Raw genomic sequence first — 22676 nt, forward strand, 5'->3', positions numbered from 1 at the left:
CCGCCCGCCCCGGGCGGCGGGGCGCGCCGACCGGCCCCGGGCGCTCCGCCGGGCGCCGTCCGGCCGCGCACTGAACCGTTCACCCCTTCGACCCTCCTGGAGTCACCGATGCCCGAACCACGCCGCGGCGCCCGTGCGCTGGCCCGCCGATGGTGGCCGCTGGCCCTCGCCGTCCCGCTCGGTGCGGCGGCCGGGGCCGGCTACGCCGTCGTCTCGCACCCCAGCTACTCGGCCAGCTCCTACGTGGTGGTCGTGCCGAACAACCCCGGCGAGAACGCCACCGCCGTCAACTTCGCCCAGGCGTACGGCCGGCTGACCGGCCAGCCGCAGGTGCTGATCGGGGCCGCCGCCGAGACCGGCCACACGGTGACCACGCTGGCCGGACTGGTCCGCGGCACCACCTCCCCGGACGCCCCGATGATCGAGATCACCGGGACCGGCGCCCGCGGCGAGGAGGCGGTGAAGAACGCCGACGCGGTCGCCAAGTCGCTGATCGCGTTCGGCAACACCAGCAGCAAGGAGACCGGCGTCCGGCTGGTCCCGCTGGCCCCCGCCGCCGAGCCCGACGCCCCGGCCTCCCCGTCCGCGAGCCTGGACACCGCGGTCGGCGCCGCCGCCGGCGTGCTGGTCGGCGCCCTGGTGATGCTCACCCGCCGCAAGCCGGGCCCCGCCGCAGCGACCGCCGGGGCCGACGCGACCGCCGGGGCCGACGCGGGCGCGCTGCCCGCCCAGGCCGAGGCCACGCCGGCCGCGCAGACCCGCGAACCGGCGGCCGTCCGGTGAAGCTCCACCAGCGGCGCGGCCCCCGGGTGCCCGTCCAGCCGGCCCGCGGCGCCGCCGACCGGGAGCGCTGGACCGCCGAGGTGCTGCGCGCCGACGACGCCCTGGACCGGCTCGCCGACGACTGGGACGACCTGCACCGCCGCTGCGCCACCGCCACCTCCTTCCAGGCCGCGCCCTGGCTGCGCTCCTGGTGGCGCCGGTACGGCCGCCCCGGCGCGCTGGTGCTGGTGCTGGTCCGCCGCGACGGGCGGCTGGTCGGGGCCGCCGCGCTGCGCCGCCGCGGCCCGTTCGGCGGGCTGACCAACCTGGGCGCGGGCCTGGTCGACTTCACCGACGTGCTGCTCGACGACGACTGCGCCGACCGGGCCGCCGCCGAACTGGCCGCCGCCCTGCCGCTGCGCCGCCCCTGGCACAGCCTGGAGCTGCGCGAGGTGCACCCGTCGGCGGCCGTGCAGCGGGTGTACGCGCACTGGCGGGGCCGCCGGCACCGGTTCACCGACTCGCTCTGCCAGTACCTGCCGGCCGTGCCGATGGACGAGCTGCTCAAGCGGCTGCCCGGCAAGACCGCCCAGCGCAGCCGGGTCAAGCTCCGCAAGATCGCCAGCTCGGGGGTGCTGGTGCACTCCGCGACCCCCGAGGAAGTCCCGTACACGGTCAGCGAGTTGCTGCGCCTGCACATGCTCCAGTGGCAGGACCGCGGGGTCACCCCGGAGCACCGCACCGCGCGCTTCGCCGAGCACCTGACCGAGTCGACCGCCGGCCTGGTGGCGACCGGCCGGGCCGCGATACACCGGTTCGAGCTGGACGGCGAGGTGGTGGCGGTGAACCTGGTGATCCTCGGCGCCCCGTTCGGCGGCCTCTACATGTACGGCGCGCACCCCGGGCTCCGGGAGAAGCTGGACATCGCCGGCCTGCTGTTCGGCGCCGCCCTGGACGAGGTCCGCGCGGCCGGCATCCCGCAGCTCAGCCTGCTGCGCGGCCAGGAGCCGTACAAGCAGCGCTGGCGCCCGGACCAGCTGTCCAACCAGCGCCTGGTGCTCGGCCCCGGCCGGCTCGCCCCCGCCGCCGCCGCCCGCGCCCTGCGGGTCCGGGCCCGGATCGCCGCCGTGCACCTGCTGCGCACCCGGATGCCGAAGCTGAAGGAGGCGCTAGCGCGACGGCGCCTGCGGTGAGTTCTTCACCGGCCCGAGCGCCCCGGAGGAGCCCGACATCAGCTGCCGGTACACCGCCGCCGACTTCGGGTTGTCCTTGCACTGCCAGAAGCCGTGCGGGCAGTAGTCGGTGACGGTCTGGTAGGCGGTGTCGTGGGTGCGCATCCACTCCACCATCCGCCGGACGAACTCCGGGTTGTCGCCGTTGCGGAACAGCCCCCACTCCGGGTAGGACACCGGCTTGCCGCGCTTGGCGGCGAACTCCACCTGGTCCTGCAGCCCGTACGGCTCGGAGACGTACTCGTCGAAGGTGCCGCCCGCGGGCTGGTCGTAGCTGTCCATGCCGATGATGTCGACCACGTCGTCGCCCGGGTAGCAGCGCGTCCAGGGGATGGCGTCCAGCCCGCGGGTGGGGGTGAAGTCGAAGGAGAAGTGCTGGCCGGGCACCGAGCGCATCACGCCGACGATCCGCCGCCAGTACGCCTTCCAGGCCGTCGGGTCGGGCTTGCAGCGCGAGGTGTAGGTGACGCCGTTCATCTCCCAGCCCAGGGTGATGACGGTGTCGCCGCCGCCGAAGGCCACCAGCTTCCGGGCCAGCCGCAGGAAGTGCTGGTCGAACTCGCCCTGGTTGCCGCGGGCCAGCAGCCGGGCCACCTCGGCGTCCGGCACGTTGCCCTCGTTGGGGACGAGCATCGGCACGCCGAGCACCAGCCGCCGCCCCGGGTCGGACTGCCGCCACTGCGACCAGAGGCCGAGCACCAGCGGCTCGCCCTCGATGTCCTGCCAGCCGTTGCCCGCCAGGTAGGTGTGGCCGACCTGCAGGTTGGCGTTGTTCAGCCAGGAGGCCATCCGGGCGATGTTCGGGATGTAGCTGTCCCAGGAGCCGACGAAGGCGCCGAACGGCACCTCGTGCACCGCCCGCTGCACCGCCGGACGGGGCGCCGCGCCGCGCGGCTGGATGGCGTCAGAGGAGAGCGCCGCGTGGCGCTCGGTCTGGCTCAGCGGCGTGCCCGAGGGCACGCTCGCGGTGGTCACCAGCAGCAGCGCGGCGGCGGCCAGGGTCAGGCGGCCGAGACGCATGGGATCTCCGTGGGTCCAGGGACGATTCCGGCCTCAGGAGCCTAGCCTGACGGACCGTCATAAATGCCCCAAGTCACCCCAACGGGTCAAGCGGGGGGCCGGTCAGCCGAAGGTGTTGCAACTGGCCGGGTCGCCGCTGCGGTAGCCGGTCGTGAACCACTGCTGGCGCTGCGCCGAGGAGCCGTGCGTCCAGGTCTCCGGATTGGTGCGCCCGGTGGAGCGCTGCTGGATCCGGTCGTCGCCCACCGAACCGGCGGCGTCCAGGGCCAGCGCGATGTCCTGGTCGGTCAGCTGGGTGATCAGCGGCCGCCCGGTGGAGGGCTGCGGGGTGGTGGTGGCGTGGTGCGTCCACACCCCCGCGTAGCAGTCGGCCTGGAGCTCCAGCTTGACCGAGCCGCTGTCCGCGCCCTGCCGGTCGTTGCCGACCTTGGCCGTGGTGCCCAGCAGGTCCTGCACGTGGTGCCCGTACTCGTGCGCCACCACGTACGCCTCGGCGAACGGCCCGCCCTGGGCGCCCAGCTGCCGGGTCATGTCGTCGAAGAAGCCCAGGTCGAAGTAGGCCTTGCCGTCGCCGGGGCAGTAGAACGGCCCGACCGCGGAGGTCGCCGCGCCGCAGGCGGTGTCGACCCGGTCGGTGAACAGCACGGTGGACGCCTGGCGGTAGTCCCGGCCCTCGGTCGTGAACTCGGACTGCCAGTAGGTCTGGACGCTGTTGACCACGGCCAGGATCCGGCAGTCCTGCCGCTTGTTGGCGTCCGCGCCGGTCTTGCAGGCCGAGGCCAGCTGGGCGGAGCTGGTGGCCTGGCCGACCGGCGGCGCGGCCGGCTGGGAGGAGCCGCCGAACATGCCCGGGTCCACCCCGAACAGCAGCGCCACGACGAGTCCGAGCAGGCCGACCACCCCGCCGCCGACCGCCAGTCCGCCGCCGGGGATGCCGCGCCGGTCCTGCACCTGTGAGCTGTCGAGCTGAGCATCGTCGTCAAACTGCATTCCGTCTCACCTCTGTAACAGTCCGTGGGGCCGCCGCACGCGTACCCTAACCGGCCGCGGGCATGCGCCCCTTCCTCTGCCCCGCAGGTCGGGCGGGGTCGTGTCGGACCCGGATAAAGGTATGGACCAGTGACACGCCCGAGCGGGCGGCCGGTAAACCGCGGGCCCCCGTCAGCACCCGCCGGATAAACTCCGCGGGTGTCCTTCAACCCGCTGCGAAGCCTGTCGCCGAGATCGGTCCTGCCCGCCGCCGCCGCTCTGCTGGTCCTCGCGGCCGGTGCGGCGGCCCACGCCAACCGGCCCGAGCCGTTCGGCGACCGGGTGGTCCCCGGCGCGGCGGACGCCAGCCCGGTGAGCGCGCAGTCGACCGGCGCGGCGCAGGCCGACCTCCAGGTCGGCCCCGGCGTGGAGGCCTACTCGCCGACCACCGGCGAGCGGCTGTGGTCCTACCGCCGCGAGGGCGCCACCGCGCTGCACCTGGTCCGGGTCGGCCAGGACGCCGTGGTGGTCTGGGACGACGGCATGGTCACCGCGGTCGACACCACCGACCACTCGGTGCGCTGGCACCGCGGCTTCCCCGGCCTGGCCGACTGGCTGCGCGCCGACGGCGAGCCGGGCGCGGACACCCGCACCGAGGATGAGCGCGCGCAGCTCATGGTCCAGCGCGCCGCCGACGCCCTGCACCCGTCCGACGACAAGGTCAACGACGCGTTCGTGACGGTGGTCACCCCCGGCCTGCTGATGGGCTTCCGCGAGCGCGACGGCGACCTGCGCTTCAACTCTCGCCCCCCGGCGGGCTGCACCTTCGACCCGGTGCGCACCGCGCAGACCGACGACGCGGTGCTGGTGCCCCGGCTGTGCCCGGCCGCCACCGCCGCCGCGGCCCGCCAGCAGCCCGGCGGCGTCATGGTGTTCTCGCTCACCGACCGCGGCAACTTCCTCAGCACCGGCCCCGACGTGGTGCTGCGCCGGCTGGACGGCCACCGGGTCTCGGTCGAGGACGGCCCGGTGATCGGCAGCTGGGTCTACGACACCACCCTGGGCCTGCGCGAGGCCGCCTGCGGCACCGCCGGGGCCCCGTTCGCCGCGGCCCGCCCGTCCTGCGCGAAGTGACCTCCCGGGGCCCGGCCGGCACCGCCCGCCGGCCGGGCCCGGAAAAGGCCTTCCCGCCCTCCCGTAGACTTGGGCCCAATGGCTGAGTGCCATAGCCACGTCGAGGAGAGACCCCAGCCATGATTTCCGCGAACGCCCTGGAGCTTCGTGCCGGTGCCCGCATCCTGATCGAGTCCGCCAGCTTCCGGATCGCCCCGGGCGACCGGATCGGCCTGGTCGGCCGCAACGGCGCGGGCAAGACCACCCTGACGAAGGTGCTGGCCGGCGAGGGCCTCCCGGCCGGCGGCACGGTCACCTCCTCCGGCGAGGTCGGCTACCTCCCGCAGGACCCGCGCACCGGAGACCTCGACGTCCTCGCCCGGGACCGCATCCTGTCCGCCCGCGGACTCGACACCGTGCTCAGGAAGATGCGCGAGAACGAGGAGCGGATGGCCAACGGCAAGGGCGCCACCCGCGACAACGCGATGAAGAAGTACGCCCGGCTGGAGACCGAGTTCCTCACCAAGGGCGGCTACGCCGCCGAGGCCGAGGCCGCCACCATCGCCGCCGCGCTCGGCCTGCCGGACCGCATCCTGGGCCAGGAGCTGCACACCCTCTCCGGCGGCCAGCGCCGCCGGGTCGAGCTGGCCCGAATCCTCTTCTCGGACGCCGACATCCTGCTGCTCGACGAGCCCACCAACCACCTCGACGCGGACTCCATCGCCTGGCTGCGGGACTTCCTGAAGACCTACAAGGGCGGCTTCATCGTCATCTCGCACGACGTCGACCTGGTCGAGACGGTCGTCAACAAGGTCTTCTACCTGGACGCCAACCGCTCCGCGATCGACATCTACAACATGGGCTGGAAGCAGTACCAGCAGCAGCGCGAGGACGACGAGAAGCGCCGCAAGCGCGAGCGGGCCAACGCGGAGAAGAAGGCCGCGACGCTCAACTCGCAGGCCGACAAGATGCGCGCCAAGGCCACCAAGACGGTCGCCGCGCAGAACATGGCCCGCCGCGCCGAGAAGCTGCTCTCCGGCCTGGAGCAGGTCCGGGTCTCCGACAAGGTCGCCAAGCTGCGCTTCCCCGACCCGGCCCCGTGCGGCAAGACCCCGCTGACGGCCGAGGGCCTGTCGAAGTCCTACGGCTCGCTGGAGATCTTCACCGACGTGGGCCTGGCGATCGACCGTGGCTCCCGGGTCGTCATCCTCGGCCTCAACGGCGCGGGCAAGACCACCCTGCTGCGGATGCTGGCCGGCGTGGAGCAGCCGGACACCGGCGAGGTGATCCCGGGCCACGGCCTGAAGATCGGCTACTACGCGCAGGAGCACGAGACGCTCGACCCCGAGCGCAGCGTGCTGGAGAACATGCGCTCCGCCGCGCCGGACACCGACCTGGTGCAGATCCGCAAGATCCTCGGCTCCTTCCTGTTCTCCGGCGACGACGTGGACAAGCCGGCCGGGGTGCTCTCCGGCGGCGAGAAGACCAGGCTCGCGCTGGCCTCGCTGGTGGTCTCCAGCGCCAACGTGCTGCTGCTGGACGAGCCGACCAACAACCTCGACCCGGCCAGCCGCGAGGAGATCCTCGGCGCGCTGCGCACCTTCACCGGCGCGGTGGTCCTGGTCACCCACGACGAGGGCGCGGTGGAGGCGCTCCAGCCGGAGCGGATCATCCTGCTGCCGGACGGCGTCGAGGACCTGTGGAGCCCGGCCTACCACGACCTGGTCTCGCTGGCCTGACCGTCAGCCCGGACGCCGGGCGCCCCGGCGGCCCGCTCCGGGCCCCGCACGGACCTCGCGCGTAGACGCGGGGTCCGTCGCCGGTACGAGGAGAACTCATCCCCCGTCCCGTCCGGGAACACCGGGAGGACCGCCGCCGTTTTCCGTGTCGGAGCGCGCGGTTTGCCCGCTGACGGTCCGGGCTGATCAGCGGATTCGCTCGGCGGGGCGAACGGCGCGGGGGCGCGCACACCCTCCGTGAGCGCCCTGGTGCGGAGCGCGCACCACCGCTCGACCCCGCTTTCCCGTGACGGACCTTGTCGAATGGGTGGCCAGGAACGGGGCAATGGGTGATCATGGGAATCTGACCGATCACCTCTACGAGGAGGCACGGGTGGCCGAGACTCTGAAAAAGGGCAGCCGGGTAACAGGTGCCGCGCGTGAGAAGCTCGCGGCCGATCTCAAGAAGAAATACGACTCCGGGGCGAGCATCCGCGCTCTCGCGGAGGAGACGGGCCGGTCCTACGGCTTCGTCCACCGCATGCTCAGCGAGTCCGGTGTCAACCTCCGGGGCCGGGGCGGCGCCACCCGCGGCAAGGGCAAGGCCGCTGCCGCTGCCGGTTCCTGACGGGCCGTCACCTCGGGCGGGCGACACCCGAGCAGCTCCGGCCGCCCACGGCTCACCAGCACGCTGCTCGCCATGCACGACGCTCCACAACGGATCGGCGGCCGGGTCATCCCGAGCCGCCGACCGCCGTTTCCGGACCCCTTCGCGCCCGTTCCTGTACGGGGATCGGCCGCTTTGTTACCCTCCAGTAGCCCGTCGGGGTCGGCGGGTGCCCCTGCCCTGCCGCTGGAAGGTAACCGCCATGAGCACCGACATCCCCGACGCCGACCGCACCGCGTGGGAGAAGGCGGGCGTCCGCCTCGACCTGGACGGCGAACTCGCCACCGTCACCCTCTGTGACCCCGCCCGCCGCAACGCCCAGACCCCGCGATGTGGCGCGCCCTCGCGGGCGTCGGCCGCGCCCTGCCCGGGAACGTCCGGGCCGTGCTGCTCCGCGGCGAGGGCAGCTCCTTCTCGGCCGGCCTCGACCGCGCCATGTTCACCCCCGAGGGCATCCCCGGCGAGCCCTCCTTCCTCGGCCTCGCCGCTTCCTCCGACACCGAGCTGGACGCCACCATCGCCTTCTACCAGGAGGCCTTCACCTGGTGGCGCCGCACCGACCTGGTCACCGTCGCCGCCGTCCAGGGCCATGCGATCGGCGCGGGCTTCCAGCTCGCCCTCGCCTGCGACCTGCGGGTGGTCGCCGAGGACGTCCAGTTCGCCATGAAGGAGACCTCCCTCGGCCTGGTCCCCGACCTCACCGGCACCAAGCCGCTCACCGAACTCGTCGGCTACGCCCGCGCGTTGGAGATCTGCGCCACCGGCCGCCGGATCAGCGCGGACGAGGCGGTCGCCATCGGCCTGGCCAACCTGGCCGTCCCCCTCGGCGACCTCGAGGACGCCGCCGCCGACCTGATCGCCGCCCTGCTGGCCGCCCCGCGCAGCGCCGTGATCGAGACCAAGGCACTGCTGCGCGGCGCCATCGACCGCACCTACGACCAGCAGCGCGCCGCCGAGCGCGAGGCGCAGGCGCGCCGGCTCCGGGACCTCGCCGGGCTCTGACCCGGAGCGGACGGCCGGAACGGGGCACGGGGGGCGGCGCAGCTCCCCGTGCCCCCATCTGTAGGTACCTGCGGTGCGTGGCGCGCGGCGAAATGCCAGGCTTGAGGTGATGTGCGGTATAGCTGGTGTCGAAACGTCAGGAGACCCGAGATGACGCAGCCCCACACCCCCACCCCTGCGGACCTGCAGAAGGACGCGCCGGAGAACCGCCCGAGCGGTGAGCGCGGCAGCACCTCCCTCGCCGTCGGCGTGGTGGAGAAGATCGCCGGCATGGCCGCCCGGGAGGTCGCCGGCATCCACGCACTGGGGACCGGGTTCTCCCGGACGTTCGGCGCGATGCGGGACCGGGTGCCGGGTTCCGGTTCGAAGTCCGGCGTGAGCCGCGGGATCAAGGCGGAGGTCGGCGAGAAGCAGGCCGCCATCGACATCGCGCTGGTGGTCGAGTACGGGGTGGTGATCCCCAAACTGGCCGCCGAGGTCCGCCGGGACATCATCGAGGCGGTCGAGCGGATGACCGGCCTGGAGGTGGTCGAGGTGAACATCGCCGTGAACGACGTCCACCTGCCCGACGACCCCGACGACGACGAGGAGGACGAGGACGACTCGTCGTCCTCCGGCAAGCGCCCCCGCGTGCAGTGAGTGTTGACCGTTCCGGATACCGAGCAGGATCGCGAAGGAGTAGCGGATGAACCTGGCGTTGATGGGCCTGCTCACAGGCATGGCCCTCGGCTTCGCCGGTTACTTCGGCGGGTTCGGCGCGTTCCTGCTGGTGGCGGTGCTCGGAGCCCTGGGCTTCGTGGTCGGGCGGCTGATCGAGGGGGACGTCGAGCTCGGTGACCTCGGCGACCTCCTGCGCGGCCGGGACCGGCGGCGCTGATGGCCCACCCGGGGGTGGTCGCGCAGCGCGGCGGCGAGCGGGTCGCGGACCGGGTGTACCGGCGGATCGCGGCCCGGGCCGCCGCCGACGCGCTCGCCCCGGCCTGGCGGGACCGGCCCGGTCCGGTCCCGCACCCGAAGGTCTCGGCCCTGCTCTCGCACGGCCGGGTCCGGCTGACGCTCCACCTGGAGCTGCCGTTCCCGTCCGACGTCGGCACGCTGGCCCGGACGGCGCGGGACGCGGCCTGCCGCACCGTCGCCGAGCTGACCGGCACGCCGGTCACCGGGGCGGACGTGATCGTGGACCGGCTGCACCCGGCGGTGGCCGGATGACCGATCCGCAGACCGGACCGGAGACCGGGCCCCAGCACGAACCGCAGCCGCAGCCGCAGCCGGAACCGCGGTCCGCGACGGCGCCGCCGCGCCGTCGCCGCCGGGCCGGACGGTGGCTGCGCTCCGAGCGCGGCGTGCCGACCGCGCTGGTGGTGGCGGTGCTGCTGGTGGCGGCCGGGACGCTGCTGTACGACGTGATCGCGGTACGGGCCGGCGGGCAGGCCAGGCCCTGGCGGCGGGAGCTGTCCAAGCAGCTGGCGACCCGGCACCTGGACGATGCATGGGTGCTGGGCATCGCGGGCGGCGCGGTCGTGCTCGGGCTGCTGCTGCTCTGGCTGGCGTTCGCCCGGGGCCTGCGCGGCTGGCTCGCGCTGGAGCCGCGCGGGGCGGCGATCCACCGCAGCACGGTCGGCGCGCTGATCGCCGGGCGCGCCCGGCAGCGCTCCGACGTGCACTCCTGGCAGGTGAAGGTCGGACGGCGGCGCACCAAGGTCGTCCTGACCGGTGACACCGACCCGGCGGGGGCGGAGCGCGCACTGCGGGCCGAACTGGCCCGGATTCCGCTGGCCGCCCCGCACCGGCTGGACGTCCGCACCCGGCCGGTGCCCGAACGCCACCACCGCCGGGAACTCGCCGAGCTGGAGCCGCCCCGATGAGCCGACGCACCGTCAACCGCACCCTGCTGGCCCTGGTCGGGCTGGTCCTGCTGGCCGGCGGGGCGCTGGTGCTGCTCGGCGGGCTCGACGCCTACCGGCACCTCGGGATCACCCCGCCCGGCTGGTGGCCGCTCACCTCGCCCGACCAGCCCGTGCTCAGCACGGCCAGCCGCACCCGCTGGACCGACCGCGGCTGGTGGTGGCCGGTGGCCATCGCCGTCCCCGCGCTGGTCATCGTCGGCTGCCTGTGGTGGCTCTTCTCCCAGCTGCGCCGCGGCGGCCCGGCCGGGGTCGACCTGCCCTCGCCCACCGCGTCCGGCGAGTCGCACTTCGCCCTGCGGGTGCGCAGCCGGGCCGTCGAGGAGGCGATCGAGAGCGAGACGGTCGCCCTCCCGGACGTCGAACGGGTCACCACCAAGGTCACCGGCGCGGCCCGCCGCCCCCAGGTGCGCACCGCGGTGCGGATCGCCCCCGGCGCGGACACCGCCGCCCTGGTCGCCGCCTACCGCACCGGCCCGGTCGAGCACGCCCGGCACTCGCTGGGCCTGGCGGAGCTGCCCGCCCAGCTGCGGCTGCGCGGGGGGAAGGCGCGCAAGGAGCGGAGCCGGAAGAAGGCCCCGCGAGTGCGCTAGCAGAGGGACGTCGGGGGCGCGGGGAACCGCGCGTGGCGGGAGTCGTACGTCAGCGCGGTCGCGGGACGGTGCAAGCTCTCGTCCCGCGTCGCGATCCGGCGGTGCGTGCTCGGCCGGCCGCGCGGTTCCCCGCGCCCCCGGTTCTGCCGTTCCTCCGCTGCCCCGGTTACAGGCCGCGGGTGGCGCCGCCGTCGACCGGGAGCATCAGGCCGGTGAGGTAGGAGGCGGCGGGGAGAGCAGGAAGGCCGCGGTGCGGCCGAACTCCTCGGGGGTGCCGTAGCGGCGCAGCGGGATGCCGGCGGCGGCCGTCTCGCGGGCGGTGGCCGGGTCGGGGGCGAGGGCGTCGAGTTCGCGGACGCGGTCGGTGTCGATGCGGCCGGGCAGCAGGCCGAGGACCCGGATGCCGCGCGGGCCGAGTTCGTCGGCGAGCGTCTTGGCGGCCATGGCCAGGCCGGGGCGCAGGCCGTTGGAGATGCCGAGGCCGGCGATCGGCTGGCGGACCGAGGTGGACAGCACGAAGGCGATCACGCCCCCGGCGGGTAGGCGTTCGGCGCTGGTGCGGGCCAGCCGGAGGGCGCCGAGGAAGACCGAGTCGAACGCGGTGCGCCAGGCGTCGTCGGTGGCGGTGGCGACCGGCCCGGCGGCGGGCCCGCCGACGCTGATCAGGATGCCGTCGAAGCCGCCGAAGCGGTCCCGGGCGGCGTCGACCAGGCGCTGCGGGGTGTCCGGGTCGGCGTTGTCCGCGCCGATGCCATGGGCGTTCTCGCCGAGGGCGCGCGCGGCGGCGGTGGCGGCCGCTTCGGTGCGGCCGGTGACGACCACCTTGGCGCCTTCGGCGACGAGTTGCCGGGCGGTGGCGTGGCCGAGTCCCCGGGTCGCGCCGGTGACCACGTACACCTTGTCCTTGAGTCCGAGATCCATGCCGACCATTCTGACCGGTCGGCACGGATTCCGGACGGAGGGTCAGCCCACCGGGACGCCGGGGTTGGCGAGGGCGGTGCCTCCGGTGACGGTGTTGTCGGCGGTGACGGTGACCGGGCAGGCGGCGGCGTCATAGTTGGTGACGTCGATCGCGTACTTGGCGGGGTTGGAGCCGCTCGCGCCGCTCAGGTCGGACCTGTTGTTGCGGAAGACGGTGCCGCAGCCCCAGCCCGGCTGCTGGGTGTGGGTCTGGTAGCCGTCGTTCATGGTGCGCACGCCGGTGTTGTTCTCGATGACGTAGCCGTTGCCCTTCACGTCGACCCAGGAGTCGTCGTAGTTGACGTTGGTCAGCCCGTTGCCGTCGAAGCGGTTGCCGGAGACCAGGCCGCCGGTGGTGCCCTCCTTGAGGTCGACGTTCTCGCCGCCGATGCCGGGGCCGATGGTGTTGTTCAGGATCTGCACGTAGTCGCTCCTGTCGGAGAGCGTGTTGGCGGTGCCGACGTACACGCCCTCGCCCTTGCCGTCGTGCGAGGTGCCGGTGTCGTGGACGGTGGAGTTGCGCAGCACGCCGTGGCTGGAGGAGTTGCGGAAGTGCACGCCCTCCATGGTGGTGTGGTGGACCGTCACGCCGTCGAGCACCACGTAGTCCGAGGCGTCGACCATGATGCCCTTCTGGGCGCCGGTGACGGTGACGCCCTGGACGGTCCAGTAGGAGGCGTCGGTCAGCGAGAGGCCGTAGCCGCCGCCGGTGGTGGTGCTCAGGACGGCGTTCGGCGAGCCGGTCAGGGTGATCCGGGCGGCGGCGGTGCCCGCCGTGGTGATCTTGAAGTTGCCGGAGTAGCTGCCGTCGGCGAGCTGGATGGTGCGGCCGGGGACAGCGGCGCTCAGCGCGGCCTGGAGCTCCTTGGCGGTGGAGACCCGGACGGTGTTCGCGCCGGGCGGGGCGGAGGACGAAGGGGAGGCGGACGCCGAGGGGGACGCAGGGGCGGAGGGAGACGGCGAGGGCGTGGGGGAGGGGGACGGGGAGGCCGAGGTGGACGGGACGGCGCCGAGGGTGGTCAGGGAGACGTCGTCGGCCTGGTAGGGGCTGCCGTACCAGCCGCTGAGGGTGACGGTCACCCGGGTGGTGCCCGGGCCGGTGGTGAAGGTGCGGGTGAGCTGGGTCCAGCCGGGGGCGTTCGCCCAGGTGGAGGTGGACACACCGGTGCCGGCGGCGGCGAGGGTGACGTAGGAGCCCTTCACCCAGGCGGTCAGGCTGTAGCCGGTGTTCGGCTGGACGTCGACGCTCTGGCTGCACGGGGCGAGGTCGGCCGCGCCGGGGGTGGCGCTCAGCGCGGTGGTGCCGGAGTGCGGGGCGGCGGTGGTGGGGGCGGCGGTGCCGGCGCAGCTCCAGGGGGAGAGCGTGCCGGACTCGAAGCCGCCGTTGGCGAGGAGTTCGGTGGCCGCGCCGGCCCGGGCGGGCAGCAGGGCCAGGGCGGTGGCGCCCAGGGCGAGGGCGCCGGCCGCGGCGGCGCGGCGGTGCGAGCGGTACGTCATGGCGGTCGCTCCAGTGTGGGGGAGAGAGCGTGCGGGGCGTGTGCACGGCCAATTTGGACTAGACCAATACGGGGCGTCAATGGGTGGGCGCCCGCCGGGCGTCGATGGCGCGCGGCCCGGAACCGTCCGAAGATGGGGGAACCGGACCACCCACCCGAGGTGCAGCGCATGGACAGTCGGCGGTTGCCGAACATCGACGGCGTCGCGGCGGCCCTGGTCGACGGCGACGGACGCGTCGTGGGCTGGACCGCCGCGGCCGAGCACCTGCTCGGCCTGCCCGCCGCCCAGGTCACCGGCCGCCCCGCCGCCGACCTGCTGGCCGACGGCGCGGCCGACGCCGCCGCGCTCGGCCGGCGGACCGGCGAGGTGCGGCTGCGCACCGGCGGCGGCGTGCCGCTGGAGGTCGCCTACCAGGTGCTGCCGCTGGCCGGAGAGCACGGCGAGGTCCGGGCCCTGGTGCTGGCCACCCCCGCCGACACCGTCACCCGGTGGCGCCAGGACGAGGCGTTCACCCGGGAGCTGTTCCTACAGGACCGGATCGGCCTGGCCTTCTTCGACACCGACCTGCGGCTGCTGCGCACCAACACCCACCTGCTGCCCTACACCGGACTGCCCACCGACCTGGCCGGCCACCGGCTGGGCGACTTCCTCCAGCCGCAGGACGCGGAGGCCACCGAGGAGATCCTGCGGAACGTGCTCACCACCGGCGAGCCGCTGGTCCGGGCCACCCTGCCGATCCGCACCCTGGACGACCCCGGGCCCGGGGTGATGATGGAGATCCAGGCCTTCCGGCTCCAGGCCCCCGACGGGTCGCTGATCGGCGTCACCGCGCTGTTCGGCGACGTCACCGAACTGCACCGCTACCGGCGGCGCGCCGACGTGCTGCACCGGGCCACCGCCGCCGTCGGCGGCTCGCTCTCGGTGGCCGGTACCGCCGAGGACCTGGCCGGCGTCCTGGTGCCCGGCCTCGGCACCCGTGCCGAGGTGGACATCGCCGAGGCCGTCTTCACCGGCGACGAACCGGCGGTCGGCGCCGACGGGCTGCTCCGCGTCCGCCGCACCGCCACCGCCGGGCCGCCCGGGCCGGACGACCGCCCGCTCGGCCCGCTCGGCCCGCTCGACCGGGCGGAACTCGGCCGCCCCGCCGCCGCGGCCGACGGACCGCCCGCGATGAGCGCCCCGCTGCACGCCCGCGGCGGCCCGCTCGGCCGGGTCACCGTCCGCCGCGACCCCGACCAGGGGCCGTACGAGGCCGAGGACCTGGAACTGCTGCGGGAGATCGCCGCCCGGGCCGCGCTCGCCCTGGACAACGCCCGCCGCTACACCCGCGAGCACCGGGCCGCCGTCGGCCTCCAGCGCTCGCTGCTGCCGCCCGCCGAGACCGCGGTGCCCGCCGCCACCACCGCCAGCGTCTACCGGCCCACCGACACCGCCACCGGCGTCGGCGGCGACTGGTTCGACGTCATCCCGCTCTCCGGCGCCCGGGTCGCCCTGGTGGCCGGCGACGTGGTCGGCCACGGCCTCCAGGCCAGCGCCACCATGGGGCGGCTGCGCACCGCCGTGCGCACCCTGGCCGACCTCGACCTGGAGCCCGACGAGCTGCTGGTGCACCTGGACGACCTGGTCTCCCAGCTGGTCGTCGAGGGCAGCGAGGAGGAGCGCGAGCGCGGCGTCGCCGACCCGTCCGGGGCGACCTGCGTGTACGCCGTCTACGACCCGGTCTCCGGCATCTGCCAGGCCGCCAGCGCCGGGCACCCGCCGCCCGCGCTGGTGCACCCCGACGGGCGGGTCGAGTACCTGCCGGTCAACCCCGGGCCGCCGCTCGGCGTCGGCGGGCTGCCGTTCGAGACGGTCGAGTGCGCGCTGCGCGCGGGCAGCGTGCTGGCGCTGTACACCGACGGGCTGATCGAGGGCGGGGCCGGCGGCGACCTGGACGAGGGCATGGACCAGCTGGCCGCCCGGCTCGGCGAGGCCGACCTGGGCGGGGACCTGGCGGCGGCCGGGCGGGCGATCGTCGCGGAGATGTCCACCGCCGGGCTGAGCGACGACGTCACGCTGCTGCTGGCCCGGCTGCACCCGGTGCCGCCCTCGGACACCGCCGCGTGGACCATCGGGGCCGACCCGTCCGCGGTCGCCGGGGTGCGCGAGGCCGCCACCCGGACGCTGGAGGAGTGGGGGCTGGACGCGCTGGTGTTCACCACCGAGCTGGTGCTGAGCGAACTGGTCACCAACGCGATCCGCTACGCGGGCGGGCCGGTGATGGTCCGGCTGATCCGCTCCTCGGTGCTGACCTGCGAGGTCTCCGACCCGAGCGCCACCCAGCCGCGGATGCGCCGGGCCCGGCTCACCGACGAGGGCGGTCGCGGCCTGTACCTGGTCGCCCAGCTGACCGAGCGCTGGGGCAGCCGCTACACCCGCAACGGCAAGACCATCTGGGCCGAGCAGCCGCTCGACCCGCCGCCGCTCGGCCGGTAGCGCCGCTCGACCCGCCGCCGCTCGGCCGGTGGCGCCGCTCGGCCGGTGGCGCCGTTCAGCCGGTGGCGCCGACCAGCCCGTCGGCGGGCGCGGCCCGCCCGGTCGCGTCCTGCCCGGCCTCGCGGCGGGCCATCACCACCAGGCCGACCGGGATCAGCGCGGTGAACAGCCACCACTGGACGGCGTACGCCATGTGCGGGCCGATGTCGGAGTGGCCGGGCTCGGCGAGCGGTTCGGGGGAGGGGCCGGCCGCGGGCTGCGAGGAGGACAGCTCCAGGTAACCGCCGAGCACGGTGGTGCCCGCGTACTTCGCCTGCTCGGCGGTGTTGATCACCTTGAACATCCGCTCCGGCAGGCCGCCGCGGTTCTTCACGCCCAGCGAGGCGTACGTCTCGTCGGCGCGCAGCCGCCCGGTGACGGTGACCTCGCCGGCCGGCGGGGCGGGGACGTCCGGGAGGCTGGCGGCGTCCGCGGCGGACTCCACCCAGCCGCGGTTGACCAGCACCGAGCCCTTGCCGTCGGCGAGCACCAGCGGGGTGACCACGAAGTAGCCGATGGTGGAGCCGCCGGGCTCGGTGCGGCCGCGGATGACCACCTCGTGCCCGGTGTCGTAGTGGCCGCTCGCGGTCACGGTGCGCCACACCTGGCCGGTCGGGACGGACCAGCCGGGGGCGGAGAGCGAGTCGAAGGCGACCGGCTCGCTGCCCAGGTTCCGCGCCACCAGGTCGTTGCGGGCCACCCGGGCCTCGTGCCGGTGGTACTGCCAGAAGCCCAGCTTGATCATGGTCGGGACCAGCACCGCGGCCACCAGGACGATGACCGCCCAGCGCAGGGACAGCAGGAATCGGTACACACCCGGCACGCTAACCCCCCTTACCGCCGGGTCAGGCACCGGGGTGCGGCGCGACCTCGCGCAGCAGCTGCAGGAACGCGTCCTCGCCGACCACCGGGGTGCCGTACTCGCGGGCCTTGCGGGCCTTGCCGCTCCACGAGCCCGGCTCGTTGGTGACCAGCAGGCTGGTGAGCCGGCTCACCGAGGAGGCGATGTGCAGGCCGGCCTCGGTGGCCCGGTCCTCCAGCAGCTCGCGGTCGGTGGCGGTGTCGCCGGTGATCGCCACCCGCATGCCCTGCACCAGCGGGGAGCCGTCCACCCAGCGGCCCGGGTTCGGGTGCGGGCAGGGCGGGCGCTTGCGCCCGGGGCGGTAGGACGAGCCCCAGGAGCCGCGGGCCGGGCCGGCGGCCGTCGCGGACGCCGACGCGTCCTCGCCGAGGTCGGTGACCGCGACGCAGGCGGTCAGCGGCAGCGGGACGCCGCCGCTGCGGGCCAGCTCCAGCGAGGGGCGGAACACCTCGGCCAGCACCCGGGCGTCGTCCAGCGCGTGGTGGGCCCGGCGCTGGTGCACCCCGAAGTGGGCGGCCAGCGAGGAGAGCTTGCCGTTGGGCAGCGGCAGCCGCAGGTCGCGGGCCAGCACCATGGTGCACAGCCGCTGTTCGACCGGGGCGCGCAGGCCGGCCCGGGAGAACTCGCGGGAGATCATGTTCCAGTCGAACAGCGCGTTGTGGGCGACCAGCACCCGCTCGCGCAGCCGCTCGGCGAACTCCGCGGCGATCTCCGGGAAGGTCGGCGCACCGGCCAGGGTCTCGCTGGTCAGGCCGTGGATCCAGACCGGTCCCGGGTCCCGCTCGGGGTTGACCAGGGTGTACCAGTGGTCGGTGATCTCGCCGTCCGGGTCGAGCTGGTAGACGCCCGCCGAGATGACCCGGTCGGAGCGGCCGAGGCCGGTGGTCTCCACGTCGACCACCGCGAAACCGCGCCCGGCGTCCCCGCCGGGGCCGGTGCGCGGTGCCGGGAACGGCGAGGTGGGGAATGGCGCGTACATGGGGCACCACTTTACGGGGAACGGCGGGCGGCCCCGGACGGAATAGCCCGGGACGGCCCCGGCTTACAGTGGAAACGCGGGTGCAGACACCCGCGGCACCCGTACACCGAAGGACTTCCCCCATGCGCGCCACCGTGATCCACGGCCCCCAGGACATCCGGATCGAGGAGGTGCCCGACCCCCGGATCGAGCGGCCGGGGGACGCGGTGGTGCGGGTGCTGAACGCCTGCATCTGCGGCAGCGACCTGTGGGCCTACCGGGGCGTGGCCAAGCGGCAGCCCGGGCAGCGGATCGGGCACGAGTTCCTGGGCTTCGTCGAGGAGGTCGGCGCCGAGGTGCGCGGCTTCGCGGTCGGCGACCTGGTGGTGGCCCCGTTCGTCTGGTCGGACGGCGTGTGCGAGTACTGCCGCGAGGGCCTGCAGACCTCCTGCCCGCACGGCGGGTTCTGGGGCACCCCGGGGTCGGACGGCGGGCAGGGCGAGGCCGTCCGGGTGCCGTTCGCGGACGGCACGCTGGTGAAGCTGCCCAAGGAGGCGGCCGGGGACGAGAAGCTGCTGCCCGGGCTGCTGGCGCTGTCGGACGTGATGTCCACCGGGCACCACGCGGCGGTCTCGGCCGGCGTGCGGCCCGGGGCGACGGTCGCGGTGGTCGGCGACGGCGCGGTCGGGCTGTGCGGCGTGCTGGCCGCGCACCGGCTCGGCGCGGGCCGGATCATCGCGCTCGGCCGGCACGAGGGCCGCACCGCGATCGCCCGCTCGTTCGGCGCCACCGACGTGGTGGCCGAGCGCGGCGAGGCGGCGGTCGAGGCGGTGCGCGAGCTGACCGGCGGGCAGGGCGCGCACGCGGTGCTGGAGGCGGTGGGCACCGAGGAGTCGATGCGCACCGCGCTCTCGATCGCCCGGGACGGCGGCGCGGTCGGCTACGTGGGCGTGCCGCACGGCGGCAGCGCGGGCGTGGACATCGGCCAGATGTTCAACCGGAACGTGCGGCTGGTCGGCGGGGTGGCCCCGGCCCGGGCGTACATCCCCGAGCTGCTGCCCGACGTGCTCTCCGGCGCGATCGACCCGGGCGCGGTGTTCGACCGCACGGTGGGCCTGGACGGGGTGCCCGAGGGTACCGGGCGATGGACGAGCGGACGGCGCTGAAGGTCCGGATCGCGTTCTGAACGCGCCCCGAAACAGGGGTAATTGAACGATCATCACACCGGGGTGGCCGCAAAACGGCCGCCCCGGTGGCGTGTTCCGGTCAGTTTTCGGCCACATCGCGTGGGGAAGCTTCTCGGCACCCGCTCCTGGATCTAGCATGCAGCGCACTCAATGTGACGTCACTCACGTCCATCTGATCGTCCGTCGCACCGAAGACGTCAGGAGACCCCGCGTGGCACCCCCGCCCGATTCCCTCCCCGAATCGTTCCAACGTATCGAGGAGTCACCGGAGTTCCGGCAACTGCGGAGCTCCTTCCGGAACTTCGCATTCCCGGTCACGGCCGGATTCGTCCTCTGGTACCTGCTGTACGTCCTGCTCAGCTGCTACGCCCCCGGCTTCATGAGCACCAAGGTCGCCGGCAACATCAACCTCGCGCTGGTGCTCGGCATCCTGCAGTTCGTCAGCACCTTCGCCATCGCCGCCTGGTACGCCCGGTTCGCCGACCGGCAACTGGACCCGCGGGCCGCGGTGATCCGCGGCCGCGCCGACGCCGCGCTGCCCGCCCAGTCCGCCGACCACACCGCCGTGGCCGAGGAGGCCGCCGAATGACGCAGCTGGCCACCTCCGCGAGCGACCACCGCACCCTGATCATGTCCCTGTTCGGGCTGTTCGTCCTCACCACCCTCGGCATCACCCTGTGGGCCGGCCGCAGCACCCGGGACGCCTCCGACTTCTACGCCGGCGGCCGGGGCTTCACCGGCTTCCAGAACGGCCTGGCGATCTCCGGCGACTACATGTCCGCCGCGTCCTTCCTCGGCATCACCGGCTCCATCGCGCTGGCCGGCTACGACGGCTTCCTCTACTCGATCGGCTTCCTGGTCGCCTGGCTGGTCGCGCTGCTGCTGGTCGCCGAACCGCTGCGCAACTCCGGCCGCTACACCATGGCCGACGTGCTGGCCTTCCGGATGCGCCAGCGGCCGGTGCGCACCGCCGCCGGCATCTCCACCATCGTGGTGTCGATCTTCTACCTGCTGGCCCAGATGGTCGGCGCCGGCTCGCTGGTCGCGCTGCTGCTCGGCGCCCAGAGCGACTCCGCCAAGCGCTGGACCATCGTCGCGGTCGGCGCCCTGATGGTGCTGTACGTCGTCATCGGCGGCATGAAGGGCACCACCTGGGTCCAGATCATCAAGGCCGTGCTGCTGATCCTCGGCGCCGGGCTGATGACCGTCCTGGTGCTCGCCAAGTTCCACTTCAACCTGTCCGAACTGCTCGGCTCGGCCGCCAAGGCCAGCGGCAGCGGCGACAAGTTCCTGCAACCGGGCCTGCGCTACGGCGCCAACGGCACCACCAAGCTCAACTTCCTCAGCCTCGGCATCGCCCTGGTGCTCGGCACCGCCGCGCTGCCGCACATCCTGGTCCGCTTCTACACCGTCCCGACCGCACGCACCGCCCGGAAGTCGGTGCTCTGGTCGATCGGCATCATCGGTGTCTTCTACCTGATGACGCTCGCCCTCGGCTTCGGCGCCGCCGCGCTGGTCGGCCGCACGGCGCTGGCCGCCGACAAGTCCGGCAACACCGCCGCCCCGCTGCTCGCCGAGCACCTCGGCGGCGGCGCCGGCACCACCGGCGGCGCGGTGCTGCTCGCGGTGATCTCCGCGGTCGCCTTCGCCACCATCCTGGCCGTGGTCGCCGGACTCACCCTGGCCTCCTCGTCCTCCTTCGCCCACGACCTCTACGCCAACGTGATCCGGCGCGGCAGGGCCACCGAGAAGGAGGAGGTGGCCAGCGCCAAGTTCGCCGCGGTGGCGATCGGCGCGGTCGCCATCCTGCTGTCGATCTTCGCCGACAAGCTGAACGCCGCCGCACTGGTCGCGCTGGCCTTCGCGGTCGCCGCCTCTGCCAACCTGCCCACCCTGCTGTACTCGCTGTTCTGGAAGCGGTTCAACACCACCGGCGCGGTCGCCTCCACCTACGCGGGCCTGATCACCTCGGTCGCCCTGGTGGTCTTCTCCCCGGTGGTCTCCGGCAACCCCAAGACCTCGCTCTTCCCGCACAGCGACTTCTCCTGGTTCCCGCTGGAGAACCCCGGCCTGGTCTCCATCCCGGTCGGCTTCCTGGCCGGCGTGATCGGCACCTACCTGGCCCGGGAGAAGGCCGACCCGGCGAAGTACGCCGAACTGGAGGTCCGTTCGCTCACCGGCCTCGGCGCGCACTGAGCCGACAAGGTCAACCGGACAGGGCCTAAGCTGGCCCGACCGCCGAACGGCGGTCGGGCCAGTGGGCTCTTCGCAGAGAGGCGGGCCGGGATGCTCCTCGACACCTACGGCCGGCGGGCCGTCGACCTGCGGGTCTCGCTCACCGACCGGTGCAACCTGCGCTGCACCTACTGCATGCCGGAGGAGGGGCTCAGCTGGCTCGGCAAGCCCGAGCTGCTGACGGACGAGGAGATCGTCCGGCTGGTCGCCCTCGCGGTCGGCTCGCTGGGCGTCCGGGAGGTCCGCTTCACCGGCGGGGAACCGCTGCTGCGGCCCGGGCTGGTGCCGATCGTCGCGGCCTGCGCCGCGCTCGAACCCCGGCCGGACCTCTCGCTCACCACCAACGGCATCGGCCTGGCCCGGGTGGGCGGCGCGCTGCGGGACGCCGGGATCGACCGGGTCAACGTCTCGCTCGACACCCTCGACCCGGAGACCTTCGCCCGGCTCACCCGCCGCAGGCGCCACCAGGACGTCCTGGACGGCCTCGCCGCCGCGGAGGCCGCCGGGCTGCGGCCGGTCAAGCTCAACACCGTCCTGATGCGCGGCGTCAACGACCACGAGGCCGCCGACCTGCTCGCCTGGGCGGTCGAGCACGGCTACCAGCTGCGCTTCATCGAGCAGATGCCGCTGGACGCCCAGCACGGCTGGGACCGGACCCGGATGGTCACCGCCGAGGAGATCCTCGACCTGCTCCGGGCCCGCTTCGCGCTCACCCCCGAGCCCGCCGCCGCCCGCGGCGCGGCCCCCGCCGAACGCTGGCTGGTCGACGGCGGCCCCGCGACGGTCGGCGTCATCGCCTCCGTGACCCGCCCGTTCTGCCGGGCCTGCGACCGCACCCGGCTCACCGCCGACGGGCAGGTCCGCAACTGCCTCTTCGCGACCGGGGAGACCGACCTGCGCGGCGCGATGCGCGACGGCGCGGACGACGCGGAGCTGGCGGAGCTGTGGCGGGCGGCGATGTGGGGCAAGAAGGCCGGCGCGGGCATCGACCGGCCGGAGTTCCACCAGCCGGAGCGGCCGATGTCGGCGATCGGCGGCTGAGCGGGTTCCCGGCCGCTCAGCCGGAGAAGGGCTCGGTGTCCTTGAGGAAGCCGCGGACGGCCAGGAACTGGCTGAGCGGGTCGCGGTGGGTGTCGCAGGCGAGCCAGGTCTTGCGGCGGTCGGGGGTGTGGAGCTTGGGGTTGTTCCACCGGAGGGACCAGGTGGCGAGGTCGCGGCAGCCCTTGGCGGAGCACTTCGGGGGGCCGGCGGGGGTGTCGGGGCCGCCGGGGGGAGTGCCGAAGAGGGGGTGCGCGGGGGTGTCCATGGGGTCGATCCTATGTCCGGGCACGACGACGCCGGGCAGCCACGGGGGGAGCTGCCCGGCGTCGGTCTGTCGCTCCGACGGGGGATGCGGAGCGCTAAGGAAGTATGGCACGGCGGGAGGGGCGTGGGTGTCCCTGTCCGGTGATTAATTTGAGGATCGTCTGAGCTTTCCGACGGT

The 22676-nt window shown here is 74.2% G+C and carries 20 protein-coding genes and 4 pseudogenes; 16 read left to right on the top strand and 8 right to left on the bottom strand.

Annotated elements, in window-relative coordinates; all coding sequences use genetic code 11:
• Positions 1-108: 108 nt before the first annotated feature.
• Positions 109-783 (top strand): Wzz/FepE/Etk N-terminal domain-containing protein, encoded by a 675-nt coding sequence (locus tag QMQ26_RS26120; protein WP_282202877.1) that lies wholly within the window; start codon positions 109-111, stop codon positions 781-783.
• Positions 780-1955, top strand: a complete 1176-nt coding sequence (locus QMQ26_RS26125; RefSeq protein ID WP_282202878.1) for a GNAT family N-acetyltransferase — start codon at positions 780-782, stop codon at positions 1953-1955. The genes QMQ26_RS26120 and QMQ26_RS26125 overlap by 4 nt, the downstream gene beginning before the upstream one ends.
• Here QMQ26_RS26125 and QMQ26_RS26130 read toward each other — a convergent pair.
• The gene (locus tag QMQ26_RS26130) at positions 1932-3014 is read right to left on the bottom strand and encodes a glycoside hydrolase family 26 protein (protein WP_100840158.1); all 1083 of its coding nucleotides are present in this window, start codon (positions 3012-3014) and stop codon (positions 1932-1934) included. The two genes, QMQ26_RS26125 and QMQ26_RS26130, sit on opposite strands and share 24 nt — an antisense overlap.
• Before the next feature lie 102 nt (positions 3015-3116).
• Complete coding sequence (ypfJ, locus tag QMQ26_RS26135; protein ID WP_100840157.1) at positions 3117-4004, bottom strand: KPN_02809 family neutral zinc metallopeptidase; 888 nt, start codon at positions 4002-4004, stop codon at positions 3117-3119.
• Between the two features lie 198 nt (positions 4005-4202).
• Between ypfJ and QMQ26_RS26140 the strand changes: the two genes are divergently transcribed.
• From QMQ26_RS26140 to QMQ26_RS26180, 9 genes and pseudogenes are all read left to right on the top strand, one after another.
• Positions 4203-5117 (top strand): PQQ-binding-like beta-propeller repeat protein, encoded by a 915-nt coding sequence (locus tag QMQ26_RS26140; RefSeq protein ID WP_282202879.1) that lies wholly within the window; start codon positions 4203-4205, stop codon positions 5115-5117.
• Between the two features lie 119 nt (positions 5118-5236).
• The gene (locus QMQ26_RS26145) at positions 5237-6835 is read left to right on the top strand and encodes an ABC-F family ATP-binding cassette domain-containing protein (RefSeq protein WP_282202880.1); all 1599 of its coding nucleotides are present in this window, start codon (positions 5237-5239) and stop codon (positions 6833-6835) included.
• Positions 6836-7208: 373 nt separating this feature from the next.
• Positions 7209-7442: a helix-turn-helix domain-containing protein gene (locus tag QMQ26_RS26150; RefSeq protein WP_014138756.1), complete on the top strand. Its 234-nt coding sequence runs from the start codon at positions 7209-7211 to the stop codon at positions 7440-7442.
• Positions 7443-7683: 241 nt separating this feature from the next.
• Positions 7684-8483: pseudogene (locus QMQ26_RS26155) on the top strand (enoyl-CoA hydratase/isomerase family protein).
• 150 nt (positions 8484-8633) lie between these two features.
• Positions 8634-9122 (top strand): Asp23/Gls24 family envelope stress response protein, encoded by a 489-nt coding sequence (locus QMQ26_RS26160; protein WP_282202881.1) that lies wholly within the window; start codon positions 8634-8636, stop codon positions 9120-9122.
• Positions 9123-9168: 46 nt separating this feature from the next.
• The gene (locus QMQ26_RS26165) at positions 9169-9360 is read left to right on the top strand and encodes a hypothetical protein (RefSeq protein WP_199528035.1); all 192 of its coding nucleotides are present in this window, start codon (positions 9169-9171) and stop codon (positions 9358-9360) included.
• Positions 9360-9692 (top strand): hypothetical protein, encoded by a 333-nt coding sequence (locus tag QMQ26_RS26170; protein WP_100840152.1) that lies wholly within the window; start codon positions 9360-9362, stop codon positions 9690-9692. The genes QMQ26_RS26165 and QMQ26_RS26170 overlap by 1 nt, the downstream gene beginning before the upstream one ends.
• A complete protein-coding gene (locus tag QMQ26_RS26175) occupies positions 9689-10348 on the top strand; it encodes a DUF6286 domain-containing protein (protein WP_282202882.1) in 660 nt (219 codons plus the stop codon). The genes QMQ26_RS26170 and QMQ26_RS26175 overlap by 4 nt, the downstream gene beginning before the upstream one ends.
• Positions 10345-10980 (top strand): Asp23/Gls24 family envelope stress response protein, encoded by a 636-nt coding sequence (locus QMQ26_RS26180; protein WP_282202883.1) that lies wholly within the window; start codon positions 10345-10347, stop codon positions 10978-10980. Before QMQ26_RS26175 ends, QMQ26_RS26180 begins: the two co-directional genes overlap by 4 nt.
• Before the next feature lie 166 nt (positions 10981-11146).
• Here QMQ26_RS26180 and QMQ26_RS26185 read toward each other — a convergent pair.
• From QMQ26_RS26185 to QMQ26_RS26195, 3 genes and pseudogenes are all read right to left on the bottom strand, one after another.
• Positions 11147-11901: pseudogene (locus tag QMQ26_RS26185) on the bottom strand (SDR family oxidoreductase).
• A gap of 42 nt (positions 11902-11943) precedes the next feature.
• Positions 11944-12963 carry a right-handed parallel beta-helix repeat-containing protein gene (locus QMQ26_RS26190; protein ID WP_404814210.1) on the bottom strand — a complete coding sequence of 340 codons (1020 nt, stop codon included), beginning with the start codon at positions 12961-12963 and terminating at the stop codon, positions 11944-11946.
• Positions 12964-13059: 96 nt separating this feature from the next.
• A pseudogene (locus QMQ26_RS26195) lies at positions 13060-13437 on the bottom strand (carbohydrate binding domain-containing protein); the annotation flags it as partial.
• Between the two features lie 168 nt (positions 13438-13605).
• Between QMQ26_RS26195 and QMQ26_RS26200 the strand changes: the two are divergent.
• Entirely contained in the window at positions 13606-15912 is a 2307-nt protein-coding gene (locus tag QMQ26_RS26200) for a SpoIIE family protein phosphatase (RefSeq protein WP_282202884.1), read from the top strand.
• 55 nt (positions 15913-15967) lie between these two features.
• On the opposite strand, the gene QMQ26_RS26205 is transcribed toward QMQ26_RS26200, so the two are convergent.
• Positions 15968-16765 carry an SURF1 family cytochrome oxidase biogenesis protein gene (locus tag QMQ26_RS26205; RefSeq protein WP_282202885.1) on the bottom strand — a complete coding sequence of 266 codons (798 nt, stop codon included), beginning with the start codon at positions 16763-16765 and terminating at the stop codon, positions 15968-15970.
• A 31-nt stretch (positions 16766-16796) separates the two neighbouring features.
• Entirely contained in the window at positions 16797-17792 is a 996-nt protein-coding gene (locus tag QMQ26_RS26210) for a DEDDh family exonuclease (protein WP_100840146.1), read from the bottom strand.
• Positions 17793-17914: 122 nt separating this feature from the next.
• Between QMQ26_RS26210 and QMQ26_RS26215 the strand changes: the two are divergent.
• The 4 genes and pseudogenes from QMQ26_RS26215 to moaA all read left to right on the top strand — a co-directional run bounded on the left by QMQ26_RS26215 (position 17915) and on the right by moaA (position 22234).
• A pseudogene (locus tag QMQ26_RS26215) lies at positions 17915-18957 on the top strand (zinc-dependent alcohol dehydrogenase family protein).
• Between the two features lie 212 nt (positions 18958-19169).
• Positions 19170-19547, top strand: coding sequence for a DUF485 domain-containing protein (locus tag QMQ26_RS26220; RefSeq protein WP_100840144.1), 378 nt, complete (start codon positions 19170-19172; stop codon positions 19545-19547).
• Positions 19544-21154 (top strand): solute symporter family protein, encoded by a 1611-nt coding sequence (locus tag QMQ26_RS26225; protein ID WP_282202886.1) that lies wholly within the window; start codon positions 19544-19546, stop codon positions 21152-21154. Before QMQ26_RS26220 ends, QMQ26_RS26225 begins: the two co-directional genes overlap by 4 nt.
• Before the next feature lie 90 nt (positions 21155-21244).
• Positions 21245-22234, top strand: coding sequence for a GTP 3',8-cyclase MoaA (gene moaA / locus QMQ26_RS26230; protein ID WP_282202887.1), 990 nt, complete (start codon positions 21245-21247; stop codon positions 22232-22234).
• 16 nt (positions 22235-22250) lie between these two features.
• Here the strand turns inward: moaA and QMQ26_RS26235 are convergent, their stop codons facing one another.
• Complete coding sequence (locus QMQ26_RS26235; RefSeq protein WP_282202888.1) at positions 22251-22499, bottom strand: hypothetical protein; 249 nt, start codon at positions 22497-22499, stop codon at positions 22251-22253.
• Between the last annotated feature and the right edge of the window lie 177 nt (positions 22500-22676).

Source organism: Kitasatospora fiedleri, assembly GCF_948472415.1.
GTDB lineage: Bacteria > Actinomycetota > Actinomycetes > Streptomycetales > Streptomycetaceae > Kitasatospora > Kitasatospora fiedleri.

Coding starts and splice junctions, on each gene's coding strand:
- QMQ26_RS26120 (WP_282202877.1), top strand. CDS start 109: ATGCCCGAACCACGCCGCGGCGCCCGTGCGCTGGCCCGCCGATGGTGG.
- QMQ26_RS26130 (WP_100840158.1), bottom strand. CDS start 3,014: ATGCGTCTCGGCCGCCTGACCCTGGCCGCCGCCGCGCTGCTGCTGGTG.
- ypfJ (WP_100840157.1), bottom strand. CDS start 4,004: ATGCAGTTTGACGACGATGCTCAGCTCGACAGCTCACAGGTGCAGGAC.
- QMQ26_RS26145 (WP_282202880.1), top strand. CDS start 5,237: ATGATTTCCGCGAACGCCCTGGAGCTTCGTGCCGGTGCCCGCATCCTG.
- QMQ26_RS26160 (WP_282202881.1), top strand. CDS start 8,634: ATGACGCAGCCCCACACCCCCACCCCTGCGGACCTGCAGAAGGACGCG.
- QMQ26_RS26165 (WP_199528035.1), top strand. CDS start 9,169: ATGAACCTGGCGTTGATGGGCCTGCTCACAGGCATGGCCCTCGGCTTC.
- QMQ26_RS26170 (WP_100840152.1), top strand. CDS start 9,360: ATGGCCCACCCGGGGGTGGTCGCGCAGCGCGGCGGCGAGCGGGTCGCG.
- QMQ26_RS26175 (WP_282202882.1), top strand. CDS start 9,689: ATGACCGATCCGCAGACCGGACCGGAGACCGGGCCCCAGCACGAACCG.
- QMQ26_RS26180 (WP_282202883.1), top strand. CDS start 10,345: ATGAGCCGACGCACCGTCAACCGCACCCTGCTGGCCCTGGTCGGGCTG.
- QMQ26_RS26200 (WP_282202884.1), top strand. CDS start 13,606: ATGGACAGTCGGCGGTTGCCGAACATCGACGGCGTCGCGGCGGCCCTG.
- QMQ26_RS26210 (WP_100840146.1), bottom strand. CDS start 17,792: ATGTACGCGCCATTCCCCACCTCGCCGTTCCCGGCACCGCGCACCGGC.
- QMQ26_RS26225 (WP_282202886.1), top strand. CDS start 19,544: ATGACGCAGCTGGCCACCTCCGCGAGCGACCACCGCACCCTGATCATG.
- moaA (WP_282202887.1), top strand. CDS start 21,245: ATGCTCCTCGACACCTACGGCCGGCGGGCCGTCGACCTGCGGGTCTCG.
- QMQ26_RS26235 (WP_282202888.1), bottom strand. CDS start 22,499: ATGGACACCCCCGCGCACCCCCTCTTCGGCACTCCCCCCGGCGGCCCC.